Consider the following 23,381-nt stretch of genomic DNA (forward strand, 5'->3'; position numbering starts at 1 on the left):
CACCGCCGGCGATATTGGAGTTGCGGCGCCGCATAGAGTCATGGCCGTGGACTACGTCTTCGACACCCTGGACCTGCAGGACGACTCCCCCGCCGCCGTCGCCCGGCGCGAGGCCTGGTTCGGCGCCGTCGCCCGAGCCTTCCACGAGGGGCGCCCGGGCAACGAGCACATCCAGCACTGGCTGGCCTCCGCCCGGGCCGACGCCGCGGTGTGCCGGGGCGCCTGGCTGCCCGAGGGCGCCTTCGGTGCCGGTCCGGAACCGGTGGCGACCTACGTCAGCTTCGACAAGACCCTCAACGCCGGCCACGAGTTGCTCGACGTGCGGATGGTCAGCGATGTCAGCGCCAGCCCGGCCCACCGCCGTCGGGGTCTGGTGCGGACCATGCTGGAGGCGGACCTCGCGGACGCCGCAGCTCACGGTGCCGCACTGGCAGCGCTGACGGCGTCGGAGGCGACGATCTACGGGCGCTGGGGCTTCGGCCCCGCGACCTTCGCACGCAGCGTCGAGCTCGACACCGGCCCGCGGTTCGGCCTGCGCACGCGCGACCTGCCCGGCCGGATGGAGTTCGTCGACGCCCGCGACGCCTGGCCGCACCTCAGCAGCGTGTTCGAGCGTTTCCACCGAAGCCGGCGCGGATCGATCGCGCGCCCCGGCTTCTACCGCGACCTGCACACCGGCGCCTTCGACTACACCGAGGGCGGACCGTCGAAGAAGCTCCGGGCGGCGGTCCACCTGGACGAAAGCGAGCAGGTCGACGGATTCGTCCTCTACCGCTTCGACGGCGAGGACCGGGACAAGCCCACCGTCCGGGTGAGCGAGATGCTCGCCCTCGAGCCCGGGGTGCAGCTGGCCCTGTGGGACTTCCTCGCCCACATCGACCTCTCCACCCGGGTGGTGTGGCGCATGGCCGATCCGCTCGACCCGCTCCCGTGGGCCCTGACCGATATCAACGCCCTCAAGGTCACCGGCGAGAGCGAGTTCATCTGGCTGCGGGTGCTCGACGTGGTCCGCGTGCTCCAGGCCCGCCCGTGGACGGCGGAGGGTCGCCTCGTGCTGTCCGTCGAGGACCCGCAGGGTCACGCCGGGGGGACGTTCGCGATCGAGTCCCGCGCCGGGCGCGCCACCGTCACCCCGACGCAGGAGACGGCCGAGGTCACGGTGACGGCGGAGACCCTCGCCACCCTGTGCCTGGGCACCGCCCCGGTGACCATGCTCGCGGCGGCCGGGCGCGTGGCCGGGGCAGCGGACGCCGTCGGGCGCCTCGCCGCGATGGCGGACCTGCCCGACCGGCCGTACACGACGACCTTCTTCTAGGAAGGACCCCCGCGGGTGGTGAGGACTCCCCATTCCGTCCACCTCGCCGGCGCCCTATCTTGAGCGCGAGACGAGGAGGACGCCATGGGGATGACCGTGCCCGGCGAGCTGGACTACGTGCTCGACCTGCTCGGCTACGAATGGCCGAACCTCGACGAGGACGCGATCCGGGAGGCTGCCGTGCTGATGCGCGGCCTGCGCGATGACCTGCAGGGCACGCTCGACGACCTGGACAACACCATCAACGTCGAGCTGGCCGAGGCCTTCACCTCCAAGACGGCGACGGCCTACATCCAGGGGTGGACCGAGAACCGCACCCAGAACATGGACCAGATGCTCGACCTGATGCCCACGGTGGCGGACGGGATCGACATCTTCGCCGACGCCGTGCTCGCCCTCAAGGTGAAGGTGATCGCCGAGCTGACGATCACCGCGGCACAGATCGCCGCGGCGGCGGCGACCGCCGTGGTGACCCTCGGCGCGAGCGTGGCAGCCAACGCAGCGATCATCGCCGCCCGCAAGAAGGCGCTGGACATCGCCACCGACATCGCGATGGACCAGCTCCTCGGCCAGATCGTGGCCATGGTCATCGAGCCGCTCACCGACACCGCCGCCGGCCTGGCCGAGGCCGTGGTGGCCGCACCGATCACCTCCTCCGGGAGCGAGACGGCCTCCTTCGACGCGAGCTACGACATGCTGGAGCGCCTGGCCCAGGCCATCGACGACTGCGGCGCCGACCAGGAGGAACTGGTCGACGCCTTCATCTCGCAGGTCATGGGCCTGCCGATCTTCGCGTCCTGAGGAGACCCCCATGTCCGCACTCACGCGCAACGCCCAGGAGATCCTCGAGGCGATCGAGGACGGCTTCACGCGCATCAAGCGCGCCCTGCGGGATCGTCAGCGCGATCAGGCGCAGAAGATCCGCGACGACAACGACCGCGTCAACCAGGCCGACGGCGAGCTGGCCGACACCGTCCGCAAGACCGACCTTCCCGAGACCGGCCCGCCCGGCTCCTACGGCTACGACGCCGACGGCAACCGGCTGCCGTACGCCAACGACCGCCCCAGGTACGACGACGGACAGGTCGAGACGGTCTGGCAGGACACTCACGACAACCAGGTCGCCGACGCGCAGAACGGGGCCCTGCTGGATGAGAACGGCCGGCCGCTGGACCCGCCGGGTGAGAACCAGGTGTGGGTCCAGCGCACCGACGACAGCTGGGACCTGGTGACCTGGGAGTCCGGGCAGAATCGGCGCGGCGTCTGGGACATGGGGCACCGCCCCGACTCCAAGTACAGCGAACTGCGGGACCGCTACCTCAACGGCGAGATCAGCAAGGACGATTTCCTCGCCGAGTACCGCGATCCCGACAACTACTTCGCCGAGGATCCCGGGCGCAACCAGTCGCACATGGACGAATAGGTGCTGTGGAAGGATGAGACGAAGCGTGAGCACACGATCGAGAGGTGGGACGTGGCCGATCCGATTCTGAGCGCGAAACGCGCGACCCTCGAGTCGTTCCTCGCCGACTACGACCCGGCGTCCACCCCGGCGTTCGCCAGCGCGAGCACCGGGCAGACGGTGCTCTTCGGTGCGCTCGCCAACAAGGACCCCGGTGCGCGGGCCGCCATCGCGAACCGGCTGCTCGACGACGGCGCCGACCCGGCGGTGGTCTCCCGCACGGGCGTCAGCCTGCTGCACGTGCTGCTGGGCCAGCGCGCGCACGATCCGGCACTCGAGGGGCCGTTGCTGCGGCGCCTGCTGGAGGGCGGTGCACCGATCAATGCGGTCGAGAGCCGCGACGGCGCCGCGCTGGCGATGCTGCTGCGCCTGAGCTCCCTCTCCGACGAGGACCGGCTGCCCATGTACGAGGCGTTCTTCGCACGCCCCGACCTCGACCTCGACGCGCGCGCCTCGCAGGCGCACACGATCCGCGAGCTCATCGAGCAGGCCGCCGAGAACCGGCCCATCCCCCACCGCCTGATGCGTGAGCACGAGGCACGGCAAGGAGCCTGACATGACTGACACACCCGCCGGGTCACCCTCGGCGCCGGCCGAGTACCCCCAGTTCATCCCGCAGGCGGGCGCCTGCCTCGCCACCACCCACGTGCTCAGCGGCGCGGGTGTGGTGCGGTGGATGCTGCGCAAGCCCTCCCAGGCCGGCGCCGACAACGGCTGGCGCATCATGAGCCACATCGACACCAGCGAGTACCTCTCCGACCCCTCCAGCTGGACGATCACGGACTTCAACCGGGTCTGCGCGATCGAGCCCGCGCTCATCGGGATCTGGGACCTGGAGGTCGGCTCCGACCTGCAGCTCGTGCGGGACGAGCGCGGCCTCACGATCGTGGACACTCCGACGGGGCGCGTCGTCCCGCCGGAGAACCTGTACGTCCCGCCGCAGCACCGCGCCTGACCCAGGCTCCCCGCCCGGACATAGGTTCCCGGTGCGGACACGGGCGGGAACCGGACTCGATACCCGGAACCTGTGTCGACACGGCCGGCGCGCTCCCCGATCAGAGGATTCGTGCCCGGCGAACCCGCGGGACGCCGGCGCGACGGAGCTTGTCCGCCAGCGGCGCGCGGTGCCAGGCGGCATGCCAGTCCCAGCGGACGAGCGCGCGCAGGTGCTCCCGCAGCTCGTCCTCGCGCCGCTTCTCCTCGATCAGGCTCTCCGCCGTGCGCGCTCCACGGTACTTGCGGTCACCGTCCGCCTCCCCGCCGATCCCCTGCTCCTCCCACAGATAGTCCAGGTACGCCGTCCGCCCGGACGGCAGTGCGATCGTCACCTGCTTGGCGGGGGCCTGGAAGCCGAGCGCGTCGATCGCCACGTCGCTGAGGGTCTCCAGCGCCGACTCGCTCCTCGTGCTGACCCGGCCGAGCATCCGGGCAGCGGAGCGGGAGCCGCGATAGGGCATGCCAGCCGCGCTACCTTATCGACGATCGCTAATAACGACTATCGGTAAGGAACTGCTATGGAGACCGCCCGCCGCACTATCGGCCGTGGGGACCGGATCGCTCTCATCGTCGTGGCCGTCGGCGCAACGCTGATCGGCGCCGCAACGTTGGCCGGCCTCATCGTCCAAGCGGTGACGATCGGCACCTCGGCCAGCCTGCAGATCGACGGCTTCGCACTCGGCAACGCCACCTCACCGGAGTTCCTCACGCCGTTCGCCGCCGTGACCGACGCGCGCTACGAGTCCGTCACCCTCACCCTCGCCGACCCACCCGCGCTGGTGCGCTGGCTGCACTGGGCCACCGCACTCTGCTCCGGGCTGATCACCATCGGGGTGGCCGGGTCCGTGGCGTGGCTCGCCTGGCGCACCGTCACGGGCCGCCCCTTCGTCCGTTCGGCCACCGCCGCGGTGCTGGCCACTGCGATCATCGTGCTTGCCGCGGGCCTGATCGGCGACGTCCTGCACGGCATCACCCGGGCCGAGGTGATCGACCTCCTCGGGGCGGGGTCGACGGCGGGGGATGCCGGCGAGGGACCGTACGAAGGCTTCGTCACCGTGATCTTCGAGAGTACCCTCGCCTCGTTCGGCTGGGGGCTGGGCCTGGCCGTCGTCGCGCAGATCCTGCAGATCGGTGAGCGCATGCAGAAGGACACGGAGGGGCTGATATGACGCCGCGCCGCGCCGGGGAGGTCGAACCGGCACTGATCCACTGCCGGCTGGACGAGCTCCTGGCCGAGCGCGGCATGACGCTCACCCAGCTCTCCCAGGAGGTCGGGGTGAGCCTGGTGAATCTCTCGGTGCTCAAGAACGACCGGGCGAAGGCGATCAGGTACACCACACTGGCAGCGATCTGCGACGCCCTCGGCTGCGACGTCGGCGACCTGCTGGTGCGCGCGTAGCGCTACCGACCGACGTTCCCGGCCCCGACCATGGCAGCACCCTGCCTCGATGCCTCCCGCCTCGGTCCGTGCGGGGAGCCTGGGTCGGCGATGAGCCGGCTACCCCCAGACCAGGCCCTGGCTCGGCTCCTCCATCACCCGGGCCACATCGTGCAGCACCCGGGAGGCGAGCTCGCCGTCCACAAGCCGGTGATCCACCGACAGCGCGAGCTGGGTCACCCAGCGCGGCTTGATCTTGCCCTTGTGCACCCACGGGCGCTGGTCGATCGCACCGAGCGCGAGGATCGCCGACTCCCCCGGGTTCAGGATCGGGGTGCCGGTGTCGATCCCGAAGATGCCGACGTTCGTGACCGTCACGGTGCCGTCGGACATCTCGGCCGGCTGCGTCTTGCCCGCCCGCGCGGTGGCGGTCAGGTTCGCGATCTCCACCGCCAGCTCGTGCAGCGAGAGCCGGTGCGCATCCTTGATGTTGGGCACGATCAGCCCCCGCGGGGTCGCCGCGGCGATCCCGAGATTGATGTAGTGCTTGTAGACGATCTCCTGCGTCGCGTCGTCCCACGCGGCGCTGATCATCGGGTGCTGGCGGATCGCCAGCACCAGCGCCTTCGCGGCGATCAGCAGCGGGGTCACGCGCACGTCACCGAAGTCGCGATCGCCCTTGAGCCGCTCCACCAGGTGCATCGTCTTGGTCACGTCGACGGTGACGAAGACCGTCACGTGCGGCGCCGTGAACGCCGAGGCCACCATCGCCTCGGCGGTACGGGCCCGGACGCTGCGCACCGGCACCCGGGTCTGGCGGCCGTCATCGGAGACGACACCGCCGTCCAGCCAGGGCCGGTCGTCGTCGCGGTGCTTGACGTAGTGCTCGGGAGCCGAACGTTCTGCCGCGGAGAGCACGTCCGCGCGGGTGATGATGCCCCCGGGTCCGGTGCCCGGGACCCGGGCCAGGTCCAGCCCGAGGTCCTTGGCGAGCTTGCGCACGGGTGGCTTGGCCATGATCTGGGCCGACCGGTTCGAGGACGCCGACGGCGCAGCCTGAGCAGGTGCAGGTCTCGCCTGGGAAGCCGGGGAGGGCTGCGCAGCAGCGGGTCGGGCAGGCGGCGCGGCCTGAGCGGGCGCCGCGGGAGCGGGCGCAGCGCTCTCGGGCTCCCGAGTGCCACCGGCAGCGGCCTTGCGCGGGCGGCGCGTGGGCGAGGCCGCCTTGGTGCCGTATCCCACCAGCACCCCACCGCTGGTCTCCTCCTCGTCCCCGGAGGCCTGCGCCTGGGGTGAGGCAGACGCCTCGGAGGCCCCGCCGTCGGGGGCTTCTCCGCCCGGGTCGAGGTCGAAGGTGATGATCGGCGTCCCGACCTCGACGGTGTCACCCACCTCGGCGAGCAGCTCGGTGACCACCCCGGCATGCGGGCTGGGCAGTTCGACCAGGCTCTTCGCCGTCTCGATCTCGACGATGGTCTGGTTCACCGTCACGGTGTCACCGACGGCCACCTGCCAGGCGACGATATCGGCCTCGGTGAGACCTTCACCGACGTCGGGAAGGCGGAACTGCACGAGCTTGGGCATGGTCTGGTCTCGTCTCCTCGATCGACGGGCGCCGGATCAGTGTTGCATCACGGTGTCGACGGCGTGCAGCACCCGGTCCAGGTTCGGAAGATACTCCTCCTCCAGCTTCGCCACGGGATAGGGCGTGTGGAAGCCGCCCACCCGCAGCACCGGCGCCTCGAGGTGGTAGAAGCACTCCTCGCTGATCCGGGCGGCGATCTCGGCACCCGCGCCGAGGAAGGTGGCAGCCTCGTGCACCACGACCAGTCGCCCGGTCCGGCGCACCGAGTCCGCCACCGCCGCGAAGTCGATCGGCGAGATCGAGCGCAGGTCGATCACCTCGATGCTGGTGCCCTCGGACTCGGCGGCGGCCGCGGCGCGGAGCGCGGTGGTCACCGAGGGGCCGTAGGCGGCGAGCGTGACATCGGTGCCCGGGCGGGCCACCGTGGCGCGCACGTCGCCGGGCGCACCGGGACCGCCGACCAGCTCATCGGCCGCGGTGAGGTCCACCTCGGCCTTGTCCCAGTAGCGGGCCTTCGGCTCGAAGAACATCACCGGATCGGGGCAGGCGATGGCCTGCTGGATCATCACGAACGCGTCGGCCGGCGTGGCCGGGGTGATCACCCGCAGCCCGGCGGTGTGCGCGAACAGCGCCTCGGGTGACTCCGAGTGGTGCTCGACCGCTCCGATGCCGCCGCCGTAGGGCACCCGGATGACCACCGGCACCTGCGACTTGCCGCGGGAGCGGTAGTGCATCTTGGCCAGCTGGGTGGTGATCTGGTCGTAGGCGGGGAAGATGAACCCGTCGAACTGGATCTCGCACACCGGCCGGTACCCGGCCAGCGCCAGCCCGATCGCGGTGCCGACGATGCCGGACTCGGCGAGCGGGGTGTCGACCACCCGGTCGGAGCCGAAGTCCTTCTGCAGTCCGTCGGTGACCCGGAAGACGCCACCGAGGGGCCCGATGTCCTCACCCATCAGCATCACCTTCGGATCGCGCTCCATCGCGCGGCGCAGGCCGAGGTTGATCGCCTTGCCGAGGGTGAGGCGCTGGGTCCCGCCTTGTTGGCCCTGATCGCCCTGCCGGTCCTGGTCGCTGACGGCCCGCTCGCTCATGAGGCCACCTCCTCGAACCCGGCGAGGTACTCGGTGAGCCAGGTCCGCTCGCGGGTGATCTGGGACTGCTCGGTGGCGTAGACGTCGTCGAAGATCCGCTCGACCGGTGGCGCGGCGATGGTGTGGCAGTACTCGCGGATCTCGGCCCCGAACTGCTCGGCCTCCGCCTCGAGGCCGGCGAAGAACTCCGACGGCGACCCCTCCCGCTCCAGCAGCAGGCGCATCCGGTCGAGGGGGTCACGACGGCGCCATGTCTCCTCCTCCGCCCGGCTTCGGTAGCGCGTGGGGTCATCGGAGGTGGTGTGCGCACCCATCCGGTAGGTCACCGCCTCGATGAACGTGGGGCCACCGCCCGCCTTGGCGCGTTCGAGCGCCTCGGACGTGACGGCGTGGCAGGCGAGCACGTCGTTGCCGTCCACCCGGACCGAGGGCACACCGAAGCCCCGGCCGCGGTGGTAGAGCGGTACCCGGCTCTGCCGCTGCGTGGGCTCGGAGATCGCCCACTGGTTGTTCTGGCAGAAGAAGACCACCGGCGCGTCGTTGACCGAGGCGAAGGTCAGGGCTTCGCTGACATCACCCTGGGCGGTGGCGCCGTCACCGAAGTAGGCCACCGCGGCGCGGTCACGTCCGGGATCGCCCGTACCGACGTCGCCGTCGCGCTGGATGCCCATGGCGTAGCCGGTGGCGTGCAGCGCGTGGGAGCCGATGACCAGGGTGTAGAGGTGGCAGTTGTGGGCATTCGGGTCCCAGCCACCGTGGTCCTCGCCGCGGAAGATGTGCAGCGTGGAGCGCAGATCCACCCCACGGGTCCAGATCACCCCGAGCTCGCGGTAGGAGGGGAAGGCGTAGTCGCGCGAGGACATCGCCCTGCCGGAGCCGATCTGGGCGGCTTCCTGCCCCAGCGAGGGGGGCCACAGGCCCAGCTCGCCGTGGCGCTGCAGGGACGTGGCCTCGCTGTCGAAGCGGCGCACCAGGTACATGTCCCGGTACAGGCCTTCGAGCGCTGCTCGGTCCAGGTGGTCGACCCGGGGCGAGTAGCTCTCGTGGTGCACACGCTCACCGGTGGGGGTGAGCAGCTGGATGAGATCGTCATCCGTCTCTCCGACCGGGGTGGTGACCCCGTCTACGTCGGGTGTGAACACAGGCACGCTCCTTCGTGTGGGTAGCCGTCCTCGCGCAACTTACGCCAGCGTAGGCTACGCAACCGTAGGTTACAACGAGAGCGATCACACGAAGCTGCCGGCCCCGGAGTTGTAGGAAACCTCCAACGAACGCTCCCCCACCCGGCGCACCCGTGCGAATCCACTTCTGTCATAGAAATCCACTTTCGGGCGACCAGAACTGGATTCGGATGACAGAAGTGGATTCGAACGCAGCGAACTGCGGGTACAGGCGTGGGACGCGTCAGGCCTCGGAGCCGAGGGTGCGGACCTGCTCGAACAGGTCGACCTCCCCCACCTGTCCGCCCTTGAGCAACAGCTCCAGGCCGTCCACCGCCGGATCCGGCGCATGGGCGCGCAGCAGAACCACGTTCCCGGACGGGTTCGCAGCGATCGAGAGCGACTCCACCCCCAGCAGCGTGGTCACCCGGCTGGAGGTGTCCCCACCGCACACGACCACCCGCCCGACGCCGGCCCTCACCGCTGCCTCGACCACATCCGCCGCCGCACGCGCCAGGGCGGGCAGGATCTCGTCCGGCGTGAGCCCGGCGGTGTCGGCGTCGTCGGAGCTCAGCGCCACGCTCCGCCCCGCGGCGAGCGCGGCCAGCGCCTGCTCCCTGACCCCCGCGGCAAGCACCGGCGCGGTCATCCACCCAGCGCGGGCGGCGGCGTCGATCTGCCTGCGCGTCTGTGCGGAGCGACTGCCCGAGACGGCGAGCACCGGGCCGCGGGCGGGCGTGGCCGCCGGCACCGGACCGGCATCCCCCGGCTCGGCCGACGCGAGCGCGTGGGAGAGGCCACCGGAGCCGATGGCGAACCCGCCCAGGTCCAGCACTGCCCGCCCGAGCAGCTGCAGGTGTTCCTCCCCGAGGGCGTCGAGCACCAGGGCGGCCGCGTCGGAGGACCGGATCAGCTGGGTCACCTGATCCGCTGAGGTGTAGGCCGGGAACGCCAACCCCGCGACAGCCAGGTCGGTCTGGCGCCCCAGGTGCACGGCGAGGTCGGACTCGTCCATCGGCGTCACGGGGTGGCTGGACATCGTCGGCTGCCGGTCGAGCCGATACACGGTCTCACCCTCCCGGGCGAAGTGGTGCCCGAAGGCGGTGTAGCGCCCGAAGTCGGGCTGGGCGAACAGCAGCGGTACGGTCTGATCGCCCCTCAGCGCGCGACCGATCTCCAGCGCCCGGCCCAGGCTCCCCACCTGCGGGGAGGAGTCCGCCGTCGAGCAGGCCTTGTACTGCAGCACCTGTGGCTCCAGGGCGGCGAGCGCGCTGAGCACCGGGCGGACCTCGGCCTCGAGCCGGCCGGTGGGTATCGACCGGGCGATCCCGGCGATCCCGACGGCGTCGCAGCCCCTGGCGGCCTCGGCGAGCGCCGCAGGCCCGGGCAGGTGCGTGAACAGCCGCCCGGCCCATCCCTGCCGGGCCACCTGCAGCAGCACGTCCACGCTGCCGGTGAAGTCGTCGCCGTAGAAGGCCAGCCGGGGCGACGTGCCCTGGCCCCGAGGAGACCGACGCTGGGGTGGCGGCGCCTCAGACACGGACCGGCCCGAAGCGGTCGACCGCCCGTCGCAGGGCTTCGGAGGTGCGGAGGGCATCCTCGACGGTCTCACCCGCGGCGGCGGATGCCCAGGCCTGGCGCATGCTGTCCACCCCCGCCCGGACGCCGTCGGGGTGGCCGTGGATCCCGCCCCCGGCGAGCACGAGCAGATCGGTGCTGCCCACGGCCTCGTGCGTGGCGTGGGCGAGCCCGCCCCACTGCCCGGAGGAGAGCACCGGCACCGTCGGCGTGGTGCCCAGCAACGGCTCCTGGACGGCGGAGATCGCCGCGAGCACCTCGGCGTCGGACTCGTAGAACTTGTTGGAGATGCCGTTGGTATGCAGATGGTCGGTCCCGCTCAGCCGCGCCAGCTTCTGCCACGCGCGGAACGCGATCCCGACCTGCTCGGAGCGGCTGATGGCCCCGAAGCCCGCCCGGTGGCCGTGGATGGGCAGCTGGGAGCGGCGGCGGATGTACTCCAGCCCGGCCAATCCGACGTTGTTGAGGCAGACCATGATGCAGGTGCCACCGGCCTCGAGCACCATGTCGTGATTGCGTTCGAGCTGGTCGATGTCATCGGTGATGTTGAAGGCGTACATCGGCTTCACACCGGTGCGCTCGGCGTGCCGGTTCAGCACCGGCATCACCGCCGCAATCCGTTCGGCCAGCGGGGCGTGCGGGCCGTTGCCCTGCAGCTCGTCGTCCTTGATGAAGTCGATCCCGCCGTCGGCGAGGTCACCCACCAGCTCGGCGAGCTCGGCGGGGGTGAGGCCGATGCTCGGCTTGACGATCGTGCCCAGCATCGCCCCCTCGGGGCGCGACATCAGCCGGCGCGTGCCCTCGACGCCGAACTGCGGGCCGGGGTAGCGCTCGGCGAAGGCCGGCGGCAGGTCGAGATCGACCAGCTTGATCGCGCCGAGTTCCTTGATCTCGAACAGGTTCCCGGCCACCGCGGCCATGAGGTTGGGCAGCGAGGGGCCGAAGTTGCTCAGCGGGAAGCGGATCCGCAGGCGCGCCCGCCGCCGGTCGGATGGGTCGCCCACCGTGCCGGGCAGGGCCGAGGCCCCGGTCAGTGGCAGCTCCTCGAGGCCGTCGACCTGGGCGGCGAAACGTGCCCGCACCGAGTCCGACTCCCGCTCCACCCGCACGAAGGTGCCGGTGGACTGCTCCCCGGCGAGCACCTCGGCCGCACGTTCGAGCGGCATGGAGGTCTCGACGATATAGGTCGCCACCACATAGTCGGCGGCCATCACCACACCACCGGCAACCACACGGACATCTCCGACGGCCCGCGGTTGCTCCAGGCGTAGTACGGCACCAGCCGCACGCTCGCCCGGCGCAGCGGGGCGTCGTCGACGTCGCCGTACAGGCCCTCGGTCGCCGGCGGGAGGATGGCGGCCTCGGTCTCCAGCGCCGTCACCTGCTCCGACCCGATCGTCATCTGCACCGGCTGCGGCTGCGCATCGCGCGGCAGTGCGACCTGCTCCAGCCGGGCGCCGTCGGGAAGCTCGTGGCTCTCCAGGCAGTACACGACCGGTCCGCGCTGCACGGCCACCTGGTTGGTGATCTCCTCGGCGAGGCGGTGCCCGCGCACGATCCGCACCGGCATCGGCAGGTCCAGGGTGATCTCGTCGCCGGCCTGCCACTCGCGCTCGATGCGGGTGTAGCTGGAAGGTTCGCTCACCTCGACCGCGCTCCCGTTGACGGCGACCCGCGCCCCGCGCGACCAGCCGGGGATGCGCAGGTGGACCGGCAGGCTGCCGGCGGCCTCGGTGACGGTGAAGGTGATCGCGCCGTCCCACGGATACTGCGAGCTCTCCGTCAGCACCACGTGACCGCTCGCGGACTCACCGCGCACCTGCGACCCGCCGTACTGGTGCACGTACAGCCCGTCCGGGCCGACCGAGGCGATGCGCTCGTGCATCTCCGACAAGGTCCGGGCGATGTTGGGCGGGCAGCAGAAGCAGCTGAGGTAGGGCTGGCGCAGCCGCTCGTCCGAAGGCGGCGGCTCCGGCGTGGGGCGCAGGGCGGTGTCCCCGGCGCGGCGCAGCGGGAACGGCAGCTCGCGCACCTGCCGCAGCGGGTTGGTGTAGAAGTAGCTCGCGCCGTCCAGGCCGATGCTGGCCAGCAGGGCGTTGTAGGAGATGGTCTCGATGACGTCGGCATAGCGCGCCCGCGGGGCCAGCGCCAGCATCCGCTCGGACCAGAAGATCATGCCGATGTGCGCGCACGACTCGTTGTGCGCCGTCGTGTTCGGCAGCTGGTAGGGCCGGCCATAGGCCTGGTGGACGCGGCTGATCTCCTTCTGCCAGGGGAAGCCGTCCGGGGAGGCGCCGTCGTAGAGGGCACCGCAGCCACCGGTGAGGTAGAGCTTGGTCTCGACCACATCGGTCCAGAGGCGCTCGAGCACCCCCTGCAGGCCGGCGTCGCCGGTCTCGGCGACCAGATCGCTCAGGCCGGCGTAGAGGTAGTTGGCGCGTACGGCGTGGCCGGTGACGACGGTCTGCTCGCGCACGGGGATGCGGTCCTGGTTGTCGTCGCCGCCCTCCTCGAACTCGTCGCGGACGCGCAGGAACGCCTCGGCCAGGCGCAGGTAGCGCTCGTTCCCGGTGGCCCGGTACAGGTCGATGACGGCCATGTAGTGGGAGGGGCAGATCGCCGACTTCGCCAGCTCGGTCGGCTTGTCGGTGGCGAGCATCTCGAGGAAGCCGGCCGCCTTCTCGGCCACGTCGAGCAGGGTCGCCGAACCCGTGACGGCGTGATGGCGCACGGCCACGGTGATGAGGTGACCGAGGTTGTAGGTCTCGAAGTTGAACCGGTCCGCGAGCGCCTGCACCTGCTCCTGCTTGCGCTCGGCGATCGCCGTCGGGGTGTGCAGGTAGCCGTCCTCGCGCTGCACCGAGGCGATGAGGGCGGCAAGGTCCTCGATCCGGGCCGCGAGCTCGTCGTCCCAGGCGAGCTCGAGCTGCACGACGGCGGACTCGAGCCACTTGTAGGTGTCACCGTCCATGAACGGCGGGCCCTGGTGCTCCCCCTCCTCCAGTCCGGCCGCGATGCGGAAGTTGCGCACGCCGGGGCTGACGGCGGGGTCGCGCAGCATGTCCTCCATGCTGGGCACCGTCACCTCGCGGGTCCGGCGTGCGACATCGGCCCAGAATCCGGAGCGCCAGCGTGCACCCTCGGCACCGAGCGGGGTCCAGGGCGCATGGGCGCGGGTCTGGGATGGGGCCGTCATTGGCTGTCCTTTCGCGTCTTCACTGGTGGCGACTCTGGCGACATGCTAACCTGAGACTGCAACTTCTCGCAATCGTGAATCCTTATGCATGGTAAAACGGTTGCTCTGGCTTTCCCGCCGTCTCAAAGGAGAAGATCGGACCATGACCTCCACCACCCCCGCCACGCGCGTCGCGTTCCTGCACACCGGCGCCGTCGTCATCCCGCCCGTCATGGAACTGGTCGGCGAGCAGCTGCCCGGCCTGAGCACAGTCAACTACCTCGATGACCGGATCGTGGCCGACCTCGCCGATCCGGCGCACCAGGAGTCGGTGGCCGAGCGCCTGGCCGATCTGGCCGCGGCCGCGAAGTCCGCCGGCGCCGACGTGGTGATGTTCACCTGCTCCTCGATCTCCCACCTGGCCGCTCCGACGGCGGAGAAGGCCGGGATCCCGGTGCTGCGCATCGACGAGGCGATGGCCGACGAGGCCGTGGCCGCGGCTGGACGGGTCACGGTGCTGGCCACCCTCCCGACGACGCTCGAGCCCACCCTGGGGCTGCTGCGCGAGCGCGCCGAGCTGGCCGGCACCACACCGGAGTTCGTCAGCGAGGTGGTCCCGGGGGCGTTCGAGGCCGTCGCGGGCGGGGACCGCGCCGCGCATGACCGGCTCGTGGCCGAGGCGATCGAGCGGCACGCACCGACCAGCGACGTCGTGGTGCTCGCGCAGGCGTCGATGGCCTCAGCCGCCGAGGCGGCTCGGGTCGAGGTGCCGGTGATGACGAGCCTGCGGCCGGGCATCGCCCGCCTCGCCGAGCGCGTGCAGGCCGGCTGAGGTCACCTTCGACCACTACCGGTGTGGATCCGGTGCATGAGGTGCACCGGAATCACACCACAAGCCGCTGTTCCTCACGTTCGGAGCTGAGCATGAGCGAGATCCCCGTCGTCCCCTACGTCATCGACCACCACCGGCGCGAACCGTCCGCCGCCGACCTGTCCTTCCTGCTGGACGCCCCGGCGGGCCGGGACGGCTTCGTCCGCGTCCAGGACGGTCATCTCGTCCGGCCCGACGGGCAGCGTCTGCGCATCTGGGGGGTGAACCTCACCGGCTGGACCAGCGGCTCCACACTGCTGCCGCCCAAGGAGGAGGCGCCGCTCTGGGCCGGCACGCTGGCCCGGTTCGGCATCAACTGCGTGCGCTTCCACTTCCTCGACCTGCCCGTCTGCGACCCCGCCGACCGCCGGCCGAGCGGACTGATCGACCCCGGGCCCGATCACACCCAGTCCTTCGACCCCGACCAGCTCGACCGGCTCGACTTCTTCGTCGCCGAGCTCAAGCAGCGCGGCATCTACACCAATCTCAACCTCAACGTCGGCCGCACCTACAAGCCTGGTGACGAGGTCCCCGACGGTGAGGCGGTGCGGATCTGGAAGGGCATGACGTTCGTCGGCGAACGCCTGATCGAGCTCCAGAAGAACTACGCACGCGATCTGCTCACCCACCACAACCCCTACACCGGCACCGAGTACCGCCACGAGCCGGCCGTCGCGATCGTGGAGATCGTCAACGAGAACTCCCTCTACGAGTTCTGGATGCGCAACTGGCTGCGCGGTGAGCGCACCCCCGGCAGCCCGGACATCCAGCTCGACTTCCCGCCCTACTACGCCGAACGCCTCGACGGGCTGTACCAGGCGTGGCTGGCCGAGCACCGCACCGAGGCCGAGATCGTCGAGCTGCGCGCGCTCGCCGGTGTCGGTGAGGACGAGCCGGTCCCGCGGCTGCGCGCCGAGCAGTTCGCCGAGGCGCCCACCCCGCTGTTCCACGCCGAGGGAGAGTTCTACGGCGCCGTCGAGCGCGGCTTCTTCCTGGACGTCAAGCGCTACCTCACCGACGACCTCGGGGTGGAGTCGCTGATCGTCGGCTGCGCCGATCACACCTACTGGATCCCGAACCAGCCGATCGTGCAGAGCACCTCCCAGCTCGACATCGTCGACGGCCACGTCTACTGGCAGCACCCGGCGATCTGGGGTGCACGCAACACCCCGATGGTGGAGGACCCGCTCAACTCCACCATCGTCAAGCTCAGCCGCTCCCCGGTGGCTGGGAAGCCGTTCACGGTGAGCGAGGTCAACCACCCGAATCCGAACGAGCACGCGGCCGAGATGATCCCGATCCTCGCCGCCTACGCCGCGTTCCAGGACTGGGACGGCATCTTCTTCTACACCTTCGAACCGAAGCTGCAGGGGCAGCACAGCGGGACCGTCGCCGACCACTTCGATCTCACGCTGGACCCGGTGAAGATGCCCCAGCTGGCCGCGGGCGCGCTGATCTTCTCCCGCCCGGACGTCCGGCCCGCTCGCGAGACCCTCACCCGCTCCTACTCCACCGAGCAGGTGCTGGAGAGCATCCGGCTGCCCGAATCCGCCCGGCCGTACTTCACGCCCGGCTTCCCCGTCTCGACGGCGCTGCGTCACGGGGTGCGCATCTCCTCCTTCGACGGCGCCCCCACGGCCGCCTTCGACCCGGACCAGCCCGGGCCCTATCTCGCCGACACCGGTGAGCTCGGCTGGTACGCCGACGACCGTGGCGGCTTGGTGACGATCGACACCGACCGCACCCAGGCTCTCGTCGGGCACGTGCGCGCCCACGGGCGCAGCACCTCCCACCTGAGCGCCGAGGTCGCCAACGACTTCTGCGCCCTGACGCTGAGCTCGCTCGACGGCGAGCCGATCCCGCGCAGCGAGACCCTGCTGCTCACCGCCGGCGCGCGCATCGAGAACACCGGCACCCGGTGGAACGCCCGCCGCACCCTGTGGGAGACCTGGGGTGAGGCGCCCACGCTCATCGAGCCGGTCACCGGCTGGCTGGTGCTGACCGACCTGCAGGGCGTCATCGACATCCAGATCACCCCACTGGACGGCTCCGACCGCCCGATCGGCGACCCGCTGCACGGCCGGCGGCTGGAGATCGGCTGGGAGATCCCCCTCGGCGATCCCCCGACGACGCAGTACCTCCTCCATCTGGTCCGCTCGGCCGAGCAGGCCACCCGCCTCGCCGAGGGCGGCCGACGCTCGGAGTTCTTCGGCTGAGCCACCTGTCCGCACCCAGGAGAAAGCTGACCCCACCGTGAGCACCGCCCCGGCCGACGACGGCCTGACCCTCTGGTACACCCAGCCCGCCCGCACCTGGCAGGAGTCCTCGCTGCTGGGCAACGGCCACCTCGGAGCAGCCCTGTGGGGAGGGATCGAGCGGGAGGTGATCGACCTCAACGAGGACACCCTCTGGACCGGCGAACCCGGCTACGAGCCCAACCCGGCGGCACCGACCGCCCTGCCCGAGGTCCGCCGGTTGCTGCTGGCGGGCAAGTACGCCGAGGCCCAGGAGCTCGCGGCGGACTCCCTCGGCGGCATCGGCGGGACCGCCCTCTACATGCCGCTCGGGCAGCTCGTCCTCGACCTCCCCGCCGGTGAGGTCAGCGGCTATCGCCGCGAGCTCGACCTGACCACGGCGACGGCGCAGGTCACCTTCCGCTCCGACGGAGTCACCTACCGCCGGGAGACCTTCGTCTCCCACCCCGACCGCGCCCTGGTGGTGCGCCTGAGCGCGGATCGGCCCGGCGCGATCTCGTTCACCGCCTCGCTGACGAGCCTGGTGCGGCACCAGACCACCGCCGACGGCGAGAGTCTGCGGATGGCCGGGCGGGCGCCGATGCGGGCCTTCGACTACTCCGGGCGCACGCGCGAGCCCGAGTACGACGAGGAGCCCGATCCCCGGGGGATGCGGTGGGAGGCCCGCCTCGCAGCGGTCGCCGAGGGCGGCAGCGCGACGATCAGCGAGAAAGGCGACGCCGTCCTCTCCGAGGGGTGCGACGCCGTCACCCTGATCCTCACCGCACGCACCAGCTACAACGGTCCGGCGGTCAGCCCCAGCCGGGACGGCCAGGACGAGAAGGCGCTGGCCGAAGCAGACCTACGGGCCGCCGTCGGGAAGGGGTACGAGGCGCTGCGCACCGCGCACGTGGCCGACCACCAGGAGCTGTTCAGGCGGGTAAGCCTGGACCTGGGCCGCAGCGACGCCGACGCGCTGCCGACCGACGAGCGCGTGGCGGCCTACGTCGCCGGGAGCGCGAACGACCCGGGCCTGGCGGCGCTGTACTTCCAGTTCGGGCGGTACATCCTCATCGCCACGAGCCGGCCGGGCAGCCAGCCGGCGAACCTGCAGGGGGTCTGGAACCCCTCGATCAACCCGGCGTGGGGGTCGAACTGGACGATCAACTGCAACGCCCAGATGAACTACTGGCCGGCCGAGGCCGCGAACCTGGCCGAGTGCCACGAGCCGCTGCTGGAGCTGACGCGCGAACTGAGTGAGAACGGGGCGCGGGTGGCGCGCGACCACTACTCCGCCCGGGGCTGGGTCTCGCACCAGGGCACCGACCTCTGGCGCTACGCGCAGCCGGTGGGCAGCAACCCGCAGTGGTCGAACTTCGTGGCCAGCAACGCCTGGCTGAGCCAGCACCTCTGGGAGCACTATGCCTTCTCCGGCGATCTCGAGGACCTGCGCCGGGCGTGGCCGACGATCCGTGATGCCGCGAGCTTCCACCTGGACATGCTGGTCGAGGAACCGGAGCATGGCTGGCTGGTGACCGCCCCGGACATCAACTTCGAGAACATCTGGGTGGCACCGGATGGCACCACGGGCTCGCTGGCAATGGGCACCACGCCGACGATGCAGATGGTGCGCGAGCTGTTCACGCATGTGCTCGCTGCCTCGCGACTGCTCGGCGAGGCAGGCGAGCTGGCCGCGGAGATCGAGGCGGCGCTGCCACGGCTGGCGCCGATGCAGATCAGCCCCGCCACCGGGCAGCTGCAGGAATACCTGGAGGACTGGGGGCGGACGATGAAGGCGGAGGTGCTCTCCAGCTGGGGCGCGGTGGCCAGCGCGCAGATCCACCCGCGGCGCACGCCGGAGCTGGCGGCGGGCCTGCGGCGGATCTTCGACACCGAGCGCTGGTGGGAGGAGAAGAAGGACCCGCTGAAGGGCCCGTGCCTGGGGAGCTGGGAGGGCGGCTTCCAGGCGATGGCCTACGCCCGGCTCGGTGACGGCGATGCGGCGCTGCGGGTGTTCGACCTGCATCTGCAGAAGGCGGTCCAGCCCAACCTCGGCTCGAAGTTCATCGGGCACTCCCCGACGAACCCGATGTTCCAGATCGACGGCAACCTCGGCCAGACCAGTGCCGTGAACGAGATGCTGCTGCAGAGCCACGTGCACGACGGCGTGTACGAGCTCGACCTGCTGCCGGCACTACCGGGCCAGTGGGCCGACGGCGAGGTGCGCGGACTGCGCGGGCGCGGCGGGTTCGAGGTGGACCTGCGCTGGCGTGGCGGGGCGCTCGAGTCCGCGACTATCCGGGCGGTCACCGGCACGACCACGCGGGTCCGCTACCGCGAGCGCACGCTGGACGTGACCCTGGCCCCCGGCGAGCAGATCCGTCTCAGCCAGGACCTGGCGCTTGTGGTGTGATTCCGGTGCACCTGGTGCATCGGAATCACACCACAGTCCGTCGCGTCAGTGCTCCCAGAGTGTGGCGAGCGGCAGCGCCCAGAGCCGGCCACCGAAGGGAACGGCACGAGTCCCCGTGTACAGGACCACCCCGGCGACGAACCGCTGACCCACCTTGTCGCGGAGAAGCTCCAGACCACGGAAGTCACCCGCGCCGACCGTCGCCGCAGACTTCACCTCGACCCCGACCACCTCGCGGCGACGATCCTCAAGCACGATGTCGACCTCACGACCGTGGTTGTCGCGGTAGTGGGACAGTGAGTAGGACTTCTGCGACCACGCGCGTTGCTTCACGAGTTCTCCGACCACGAAGCCCTCGACGAATCCACCAGTGAGCGTCGACGACACCTCGCGCTCGAGACCCTCGACGTCGACTCCGGCGAGATGGGCCGCAAGGCCGGTGTCGCTCAGATACACCTTCGGGGCCCGCACCGCACGAGCTGCCCTGTTGTTCGACCAGCCCGGGACGACGCGGATCAGGTAGACGGACTGCATCGCCCGGAGGTAGGCGGGAACGGAACGCTCCGGTATGTCGACCTCTCGCGCGACTCTCGCTGCGACGAACTCGCTGCCATTGCGTGCAGCCAGAACATCGAGCAGCGGGCCGAGGCGATCCACGTATGAGATCCCGGAGACATCGGTGGTGTCCTTCGAGAGCACGCGATCGGCGTAGTTTTCCATCCATCGGCCGCGGGCACGGGCGGGCGCCTCGCGTAGTTCCGGGAATGAGGGGGCAGTCGCAATCTCCAGGTAGTCGCGCCGAGTGTACGCAGGGCGATCCGCAGGCACCTCGGTCGGCAATCTCCAGGCGTACGCTGCGAAGTCCTCGACCCGCCCTGCCACCTCACCCCGGCTGAGGCCCTCGAGCGGAATGGTCTGCGCGCGTCCCGCCAACGATTCCTGCGCGCCCCGCAGCGACAGCAGGTCGGCTGAACCCGTCACGATGAAGCGGCCTGGTCGCCGATCCTGGTCGACTGCTGCCTTCAACGAGGTGAGCAGCGCGGGGACACGCTGGATCTCGTCGATGGCGAGCAAACCGTCCGGATACTGCATCGCGAACCCATCAGGATCGCGCTCAGCGGCGGCGCGATCGACGGCGAGATCCAGGTTGATCGTGCGCGCGTTGCGGCCCGAGATGAGTTGTTGCATCAGGGTGCTCTTGCCTACCTGGCGGGCGCCACTGATCACCGTGACCGGCGTGTCCGCGAGGGTCTCCGCCACGAGATCGCTCGCGTTTCGACGGATGAGATCGGGCGTCATAGGTCCCAGGCTAGACCTCGTTCTGCGGATTCGCCAGGCTAACGTTGCGGATCCGCCGGGCTTTTGTTGCGGATTCGCCACCCTCCCGTTGCGGATCTGCCGCGCCCCGCTCTCGCCGGGCGGGCCACGCTCAGGCCACCACCCGCCGGTGCTGTCCGTGCCCGAGGATCTCCGGCTCCGCGCCCGGCAGCTCCAGCACACCCTCGGTCCCCACCGGCACGGTCACCTCGACCGTCAGCTCACCGCCGGCGAGCTCCCATCGGATCGCGGCCTCGCCGTACGGCGTCAGGTGCCGCGCCGAGGCGTGGGTCAACCCGCCGCCGGGCCGCGGGGCGAACCGGATCCGGCGATACCCGGGCTCCGCGGGCGCCAGCCCCGCCACCACCCGGTGCAGCCAGTCGGCCACCGCGCCGAGCGCGTAGTGGTTGAAGGAGGTCATCTTGCCCGGGTTCACGGTGCCATCGGGCAGCATCGAGTCCCACCGCTCCCACACCGTGGTCGCGCCCTGCTCCACCTGATACAGCCAGCTGGGGCACTCGCGCTCCTGCAACAGCCCGTAGGCGGTCTCCAGCTCCCCGGCCGAGGTCAGCGCATCGGTCACCAGCGGCGTGCCGACGAACCCGGTCGCGATCCGGTGCCCGGCCTCACGCACCAGCTCGGCCAGCCGCCGTCCGGCAACCTCCCGCTGGGCGGGGGTGAGCAGGTCGAACTCCAGCCCGAGCGCGTAAGCGGTGACGGCGTCGCTGGTCATCCGTCCGTCGGGCAGCACGTAGGCGGCACGGAAGGCCTCGGCGACGGCGTCCGCGAGCGCCCGGTAGCGCGCCGCGTCCTCCGTCTTGCCCAACCGCTCGGCCGTCTGGGCCATCAACCGCGAGGACCGCGCGAAGTACGCGGTCGCCACCAGGTACCGGTCGGTGCGCGCATCGGCCGGGTCGTCCGGCGGTGCCGCCGGATCGAGCCAGTCGCCGAGCTGGAAGCCCTCGTCCCACAGGTGGTCGTCCCCGGCGAGCCGGTCCACCAGATCCACCCACCGGGTCGCGCTGCCGTACTGGGTCTCGAGCACCCCGGCGTCACCGAAGCGCTGATACAAGGTCCACGGCAGCATGGTCGCCACATCACCCCAGGCGGCGCCAGGGCGGATCGGGGTCCACATCCGGTGCGCCGGGATCACCGGCACGTACCAGGGCACGGTGCCATCGGGCAGCTGATCGGCCTCGACGTCGCGCAGCCAGCCGGCAAGCATCCCGGAGACGTCGAACAGGAACGAGGCGGTCGGCCCGAACACCTGGATATCCCCGGTCCACCCGGCACGCTCGTCCCGCTGCGGGCAGTCGGTGGGCACGTCGACGAAGTTGGAGCGCATCCCCCAGACGATGTTCTCGTGCAGCTTGCTCACCAGCTCGTCGGAGCACGCGAACCAGCCGGTGCGCTCGACGTCGGTGTGCAGCACCCGGGCCGCCAAAGCGCCGGCGGCCACATCGGCATCGAGATCGCCCGGCCAGCCGTCCACCTCCACGTACCGGAACCCGTGGAAGGTGAACCGCGGCTCCCACTCCTCCGTCTCGCGCCCGGCCAGGGTGTAGTGATCGGTGGAGCGCGCCGAACGCAGCGGCCGGGTGTACAGCTCCCCCTCCTGCAGCACCTCGGCGGTGCGCAGCCGCACTGTGGTCCCCGCCGGACCGCTCACCCGGAGGCGCACGCGGCCGGCGAGGTTCTGACCGAAGTCGAGGATGCGGTTCCCGGCCGGCGAGGTGAGCACCTCAACCGGCCGGACTTCTTCGGTGCATCGGACCGGCGGCGCCGTCGGGGCCACCAGCGTGGCGGGGTCGCGGTAGCGCACGGCCACCTGCTCCCAGGCGCCGTCGTCGAACCCGGGAGCGGACCAGCCGGCCTGCTCCAGCCGGGCGTCGTAGTCCTCGCCGTCGTAGATGCCCGAGCGCAGGATCGGACTCGGCGCGGTGCGCCAACTGCGGTCGGTGGCGATGGTCTCGGTGCGCCCGTCGGTGTAGGTCACCTCGAGCTGGCCGAGGAAGGACAGATCCTCACCGAAGACGTTCCGGAACCCCTCGTACCAGCCGATCCGCCCGCGGTACCAGCCGTCCGCCAGCCAGGCCCCGACGGCGTTGCCTCCCGGGCGTAGCAGCTCGGTGACGTCGTAGGTGTAGTACCGCAGCCGGGTGGTGTAGGAGGTCCAGCCCGGGGCAAGGGTGTCGGTGCCCACGCGGGTGCCGTTGATCTCGGCCTCGTAGAGCCCGTGGGCGCTGGCGTAGAGCCGGGCACTGGCGATCTCGCCGTCGAGGTCGAACTCCCGGCGCACCAGCGAGGGGCGGCGGGAGTCGGAGTCGCGGTGCTCGAGCGAGCGAGCCCCGACGGGCCGGGCCCGCCAGTCCTGTGGCGTGAGCAATCCCGCCTCGAGCGTGCTGGGCTCGGAGGGCTCCGACCAGGTGCCGTCCTCACCGCACACCTGCACCCGGACGGTGGCGCTCTCCCGGGATGTCAGCGGTTCCCCCGGCCACGGCACCAGGATCTGCTCGGCGGAGGCGACCTCGGTGACCTGCTCGGCCCCGCCGCGCTCGATCAGCAGGCGGTAGGCGCGCTGCTGCCACCCCGGGTCCGCATGCCGCAGCGTCCACGAGAGGCGCGGCCGCGCCTCGCCGATGCCCAGCGGCTGGCGGTGATGCTCGATCATGGGGGCGTCGGCGATGACGCTCATAGGAACCACCTTTGCTTCGAAACGTTTCAGTCCTACTGTAGTTGACGCTAGATTGGTGGTGAAACGATGTACTGCACGTTTCACCCACCGATCGAGGCCAGGATCCGTCCC

At 70.9% G+C, this 23,381-nt stretch carries 19 protein-coding genes; 10 read left to right on the plus strand and 9 right to left on the minus strand.

Features of this window, described 5'->3' with window-relative positions; genetic code table 11:
• Positions 1-46: 46 nt before the first annotated feature.
• From LQF12_RS15300 to LQF12_RS15320, 5 genes are all read left to right on the plus strand, one after another.
• A complete protein-coding gene (locus LQF12_RS15300) occupies positions 47-1,315 on the plus strand; it encodes a GNAT family N-acetyltransferase (protein WP_231053760.1) in 1,269 nt (422 codons plus the stop codon).
• A gap of 84 nt (positions 1,316-1,399) precedes the next feature.
• Positions 1,400-2,116, plus strand: coding sequence for a WXG100 family type VII secretion target (locus tag LQF12_RS15305; protein ID WP_231053761.1), 717 nt, complete (start codon positions 1,400-1,402; stop codon positions 2,114-2,116).
• A gap of 10 nt (positions 2,117-2,126) precedes the next feature.
• Positions 2,127-2,738 carry a GH-E family nuclease gene (locus tag LQF12_RS15310; RefSeq protein WP_231053762.1) on the plus strand — a complete coding sequence of 204 codons (612 nt, stop codon included), beginning with the start codon at positions 2,127-2,129 and terminating at the stop codon, positions 2,736-2,738.
• 51 nt (positions 2,739-2,789) lie between these two features.
• Entirely contained in the window at positions 2,790-3,332 is a 543-nt protein-coding gene (locus LQF12_RS15315; RefSeq protein ID WP_231053763.1) for a hypothetical protein, read from the plus strand.
• Between the two features lies 1 nt (position 3,333).
• A complete protein-coding gene (locus LQF12_RS15320; RefSeq protein WP_231053764.1) occupies positions 3,334-3,732 on the plus strand; it encodes a DUF2185 domain-containing protein in 399 nt (132 codons plus the stop codon).
• 100 nt (positions 3,733-3,832) lie between these two features.
• Here the strand turns inward: LQF12_RS15320 and LQF12_RS15325 are convergent, their stop codons facing one another.
• A complete protein-coding gene (locus tag LQF12_RS15325; protein WP_231053765.1) occupies positions 3,833-4,234 on the minus strand; it encodes a hypothetical protein in 402 nt (133 codons plus the stop codon).
• 57 nt (positions 4,235-4,291) lie between these two features.
• Between LQF12_RS15325 and LQF12_RS15330 the strand changes: the two genes are divergently transcribed.
• Both LQF12_RS15330 and LQF12_RS15335 read left to right on the plus strand, forming a co-directional pair.
• A complete protein-coding gene (locus tag LQF12_RS15330) occupies positions 4,292-4,942 on the plus strand; it encodes a hypothetical protein (RefSeq protein WP_231053766.1) in 651 nt (216 codons plus the stop codon).
• Positions 4,939-5,172, plus strand: coding sequence for a helix-turn-helix domain-containing protein (locus tag LQF12_RS15335; RefSeq protein ID WP_231053767.1), 234 nt, complete (start codon positions 4,939-4,941; stop codon positions 5,170-5,172). The genes LQF12_RS15330 and LQF12_RS15335 overlap by 4 nt, the downstream gene beginning before the upstream one ends.
• 99 nt (positions 5,173-5,271) lie before the next feature.
• Here LQF12_RS15335 and LQF12_RS15340 read toward each other — a convergent pair whose 3' ends face one another.
• The 6 genes from LQF12_RS15340 to LQF12_RS15365 all read right to left on the minus strand — a co-directional run bounded on the left by LQF12_RS15340 (position 5,272) and on the right by LQF12_RS15365 (position 13,761).
• A complete protein-coding gene (locus LQF12_RS15340) occupies positions 5,272-6,732 on the minus strand; it encodes a dihydrolipoamide acetyltransferase family protein (RefSeq protein WP_231053768.1) in 1,461 nt (486 codons plus the stop codon).
• 36 nt (positions 6,733-6,768) lie between these two features.
• Positions 6,769-7,827: an alpha-ketoacid dehydrogenase subunit beta gene (locus tag LQF12_RS15345; RefSeq protein ID WP_231053769.1), complete on the minus strand. Its 1,059-nt coding sequence runs from the start codon at positions 7,825-7,827 to the stop codon at positions 6,769-6,771.
• Positions 7,824-8,969 carry a pyruvate dehydrogenase (acetyl-transferring) E1 component subunit alpha gene (gene pdhA / locus LQF12_RS15350; protein ID WP_231053770.1) on the minus strand — a complete coding sequence of 382 codons (1,146 nt, stop codon included), beginning with the start codon at positions 8,967-8,969 and terminating at the stop codon, positions 7,824-7,826. Before pdhA ends, LQF12_RS15345 begins: the two co-directional genes overlap by 4 nt.
• Positions 8,970-9,231: 262 nt before the next feature.
• Positions 9,232-10,527, minus strand: coding sequence for a four-carbon acid sugar kinase family protein (locus LQF12_RS15355; RefSeq protein WP_231053771.1), 1,296 nt, complete (start codon positions 10,525-10,527; stop codon positions 9,232-9,234).
• Positions 10,520-11,776 carry a RuBisCO large subunit C-terminal-like domain-containing protein gene (locus LQF12_RS15360; protein WP_231053772.1) on the minus strand — a complete coding sequence of 419 codons (1,257 nt, stop codon included), beginning with the start codon at positions 11,774-11,776 and terminating at the stop codon, positions 10,520-10,522. The genes LQF12_RS15355 and LQF12_RS15360 overlap by 8 nt, the downstream gene beginning before the upstream one ends.
• Positions 11,776-13,761 carry a glycoside hydrolase family 127 protein gene (locus LQF12_RS15365; RefSeq protein WP_231053773.1) on the minus strand — a complete coding sequence of 662 codons (1,986 nt, stop codon included), beginning with the start codon at positions 13,759-13,761 and terminating at the stop codon, positions 11,776-11,778. Before LQF12_RS15365 ends, LQF12_RS15360 begins: the two co-directional genes overlap by 1 nt.
• Before the next feature lie 142 nt (positions 13,762-13,903).
• Here LQF12_RS15365 and LQF12_RS15370 point away from each other — a divergent pair, with 142 nt between their 5' ends.
• The 3 genes from LQF12_RS15370 to LQF12_RS15380 all read left to right on the plus strand — a co-directional run bounded on the left by LQF12_RS15370 (position 13,904) and on the right by LQF12_RS15380 (position 19,258).
• Positions 13,904-14,572: an aspartate/glutamate racemase family protein gene (locus tag LQF12_RS15370; protein ID WP_231053774.1), complete on the plus strand. Its 669-nt coding sequence runs from the start codon at positions 13,904-13,906 to the stop codon at positions 14,570-14,572.
• A 92-nt stretch (positions 14,573-14,664) separates the two neighbouring features.
• Positions 14,665-16,827, plus strand: coding sequence for a hypothetical protein (locus LQF12_RS15375; protein ID WP_231053775.1), 2,163 nt, complete (start codon positions 14,665-14,667; stop codon positions 16,825-16,827).
• 37 nt (positions 16,828-16,864) lie between these two features.
• On the plus strand, positions 16,865-19,258 hold the full coding sequence (locus LQF12_RS15380) for a glycoside hydrolase family 95 protein (RefSeq protein ID WP_231053776.1): 2,394 nt from the start codon (positions 16,865-16,867) through the stop codon (positions 19,256-19,258).
• Positions 19,259-19,303: 45 nt separating this feature from the next.
• Here the strand turns inward: LQF12_RS15380 and LQF12_RS15385 are convergent, their stop codons facing one another.
• Both LQF12_RS15385 and LQF12_RS15390 read right to left on the minus strand, forming a co-directional pair.
• On the minus strand, positions 19,304-20,557 hold the full coding sequence (locus tag LQF12_RS15385) for an ATP-binding protein (protein ID WP_231053777.1): 1,254 nt from the start codon (positions 20,555-20,557) through the stop codon (positions 19,304-19,306).
• A gap of 130 nt (positions 20,558-20,687) precedes the next feature.
• Positions 20,688-23,270 (minus strand): glycoside hydrolase family 78 protein, encoded by a 2,583-nt coding sequence (locus LQF12_RS15390; protein WP_231053778.1) that lies wholly within the window; start codon positions 23,268-23,270, stop codon positions 20,688-20,690.
• Positions 23,271-23,381: the final 111 nt, after the last annotated feature.

This window comes from Ruania suaedae (assembly GCF_021049265.1).
Classification (GTDB): Bacteria; Actinomycetota; Actinomycetes; order Actinomycetales; family Beutenbergiaceae; genus Ruania; species Ruania suaedae.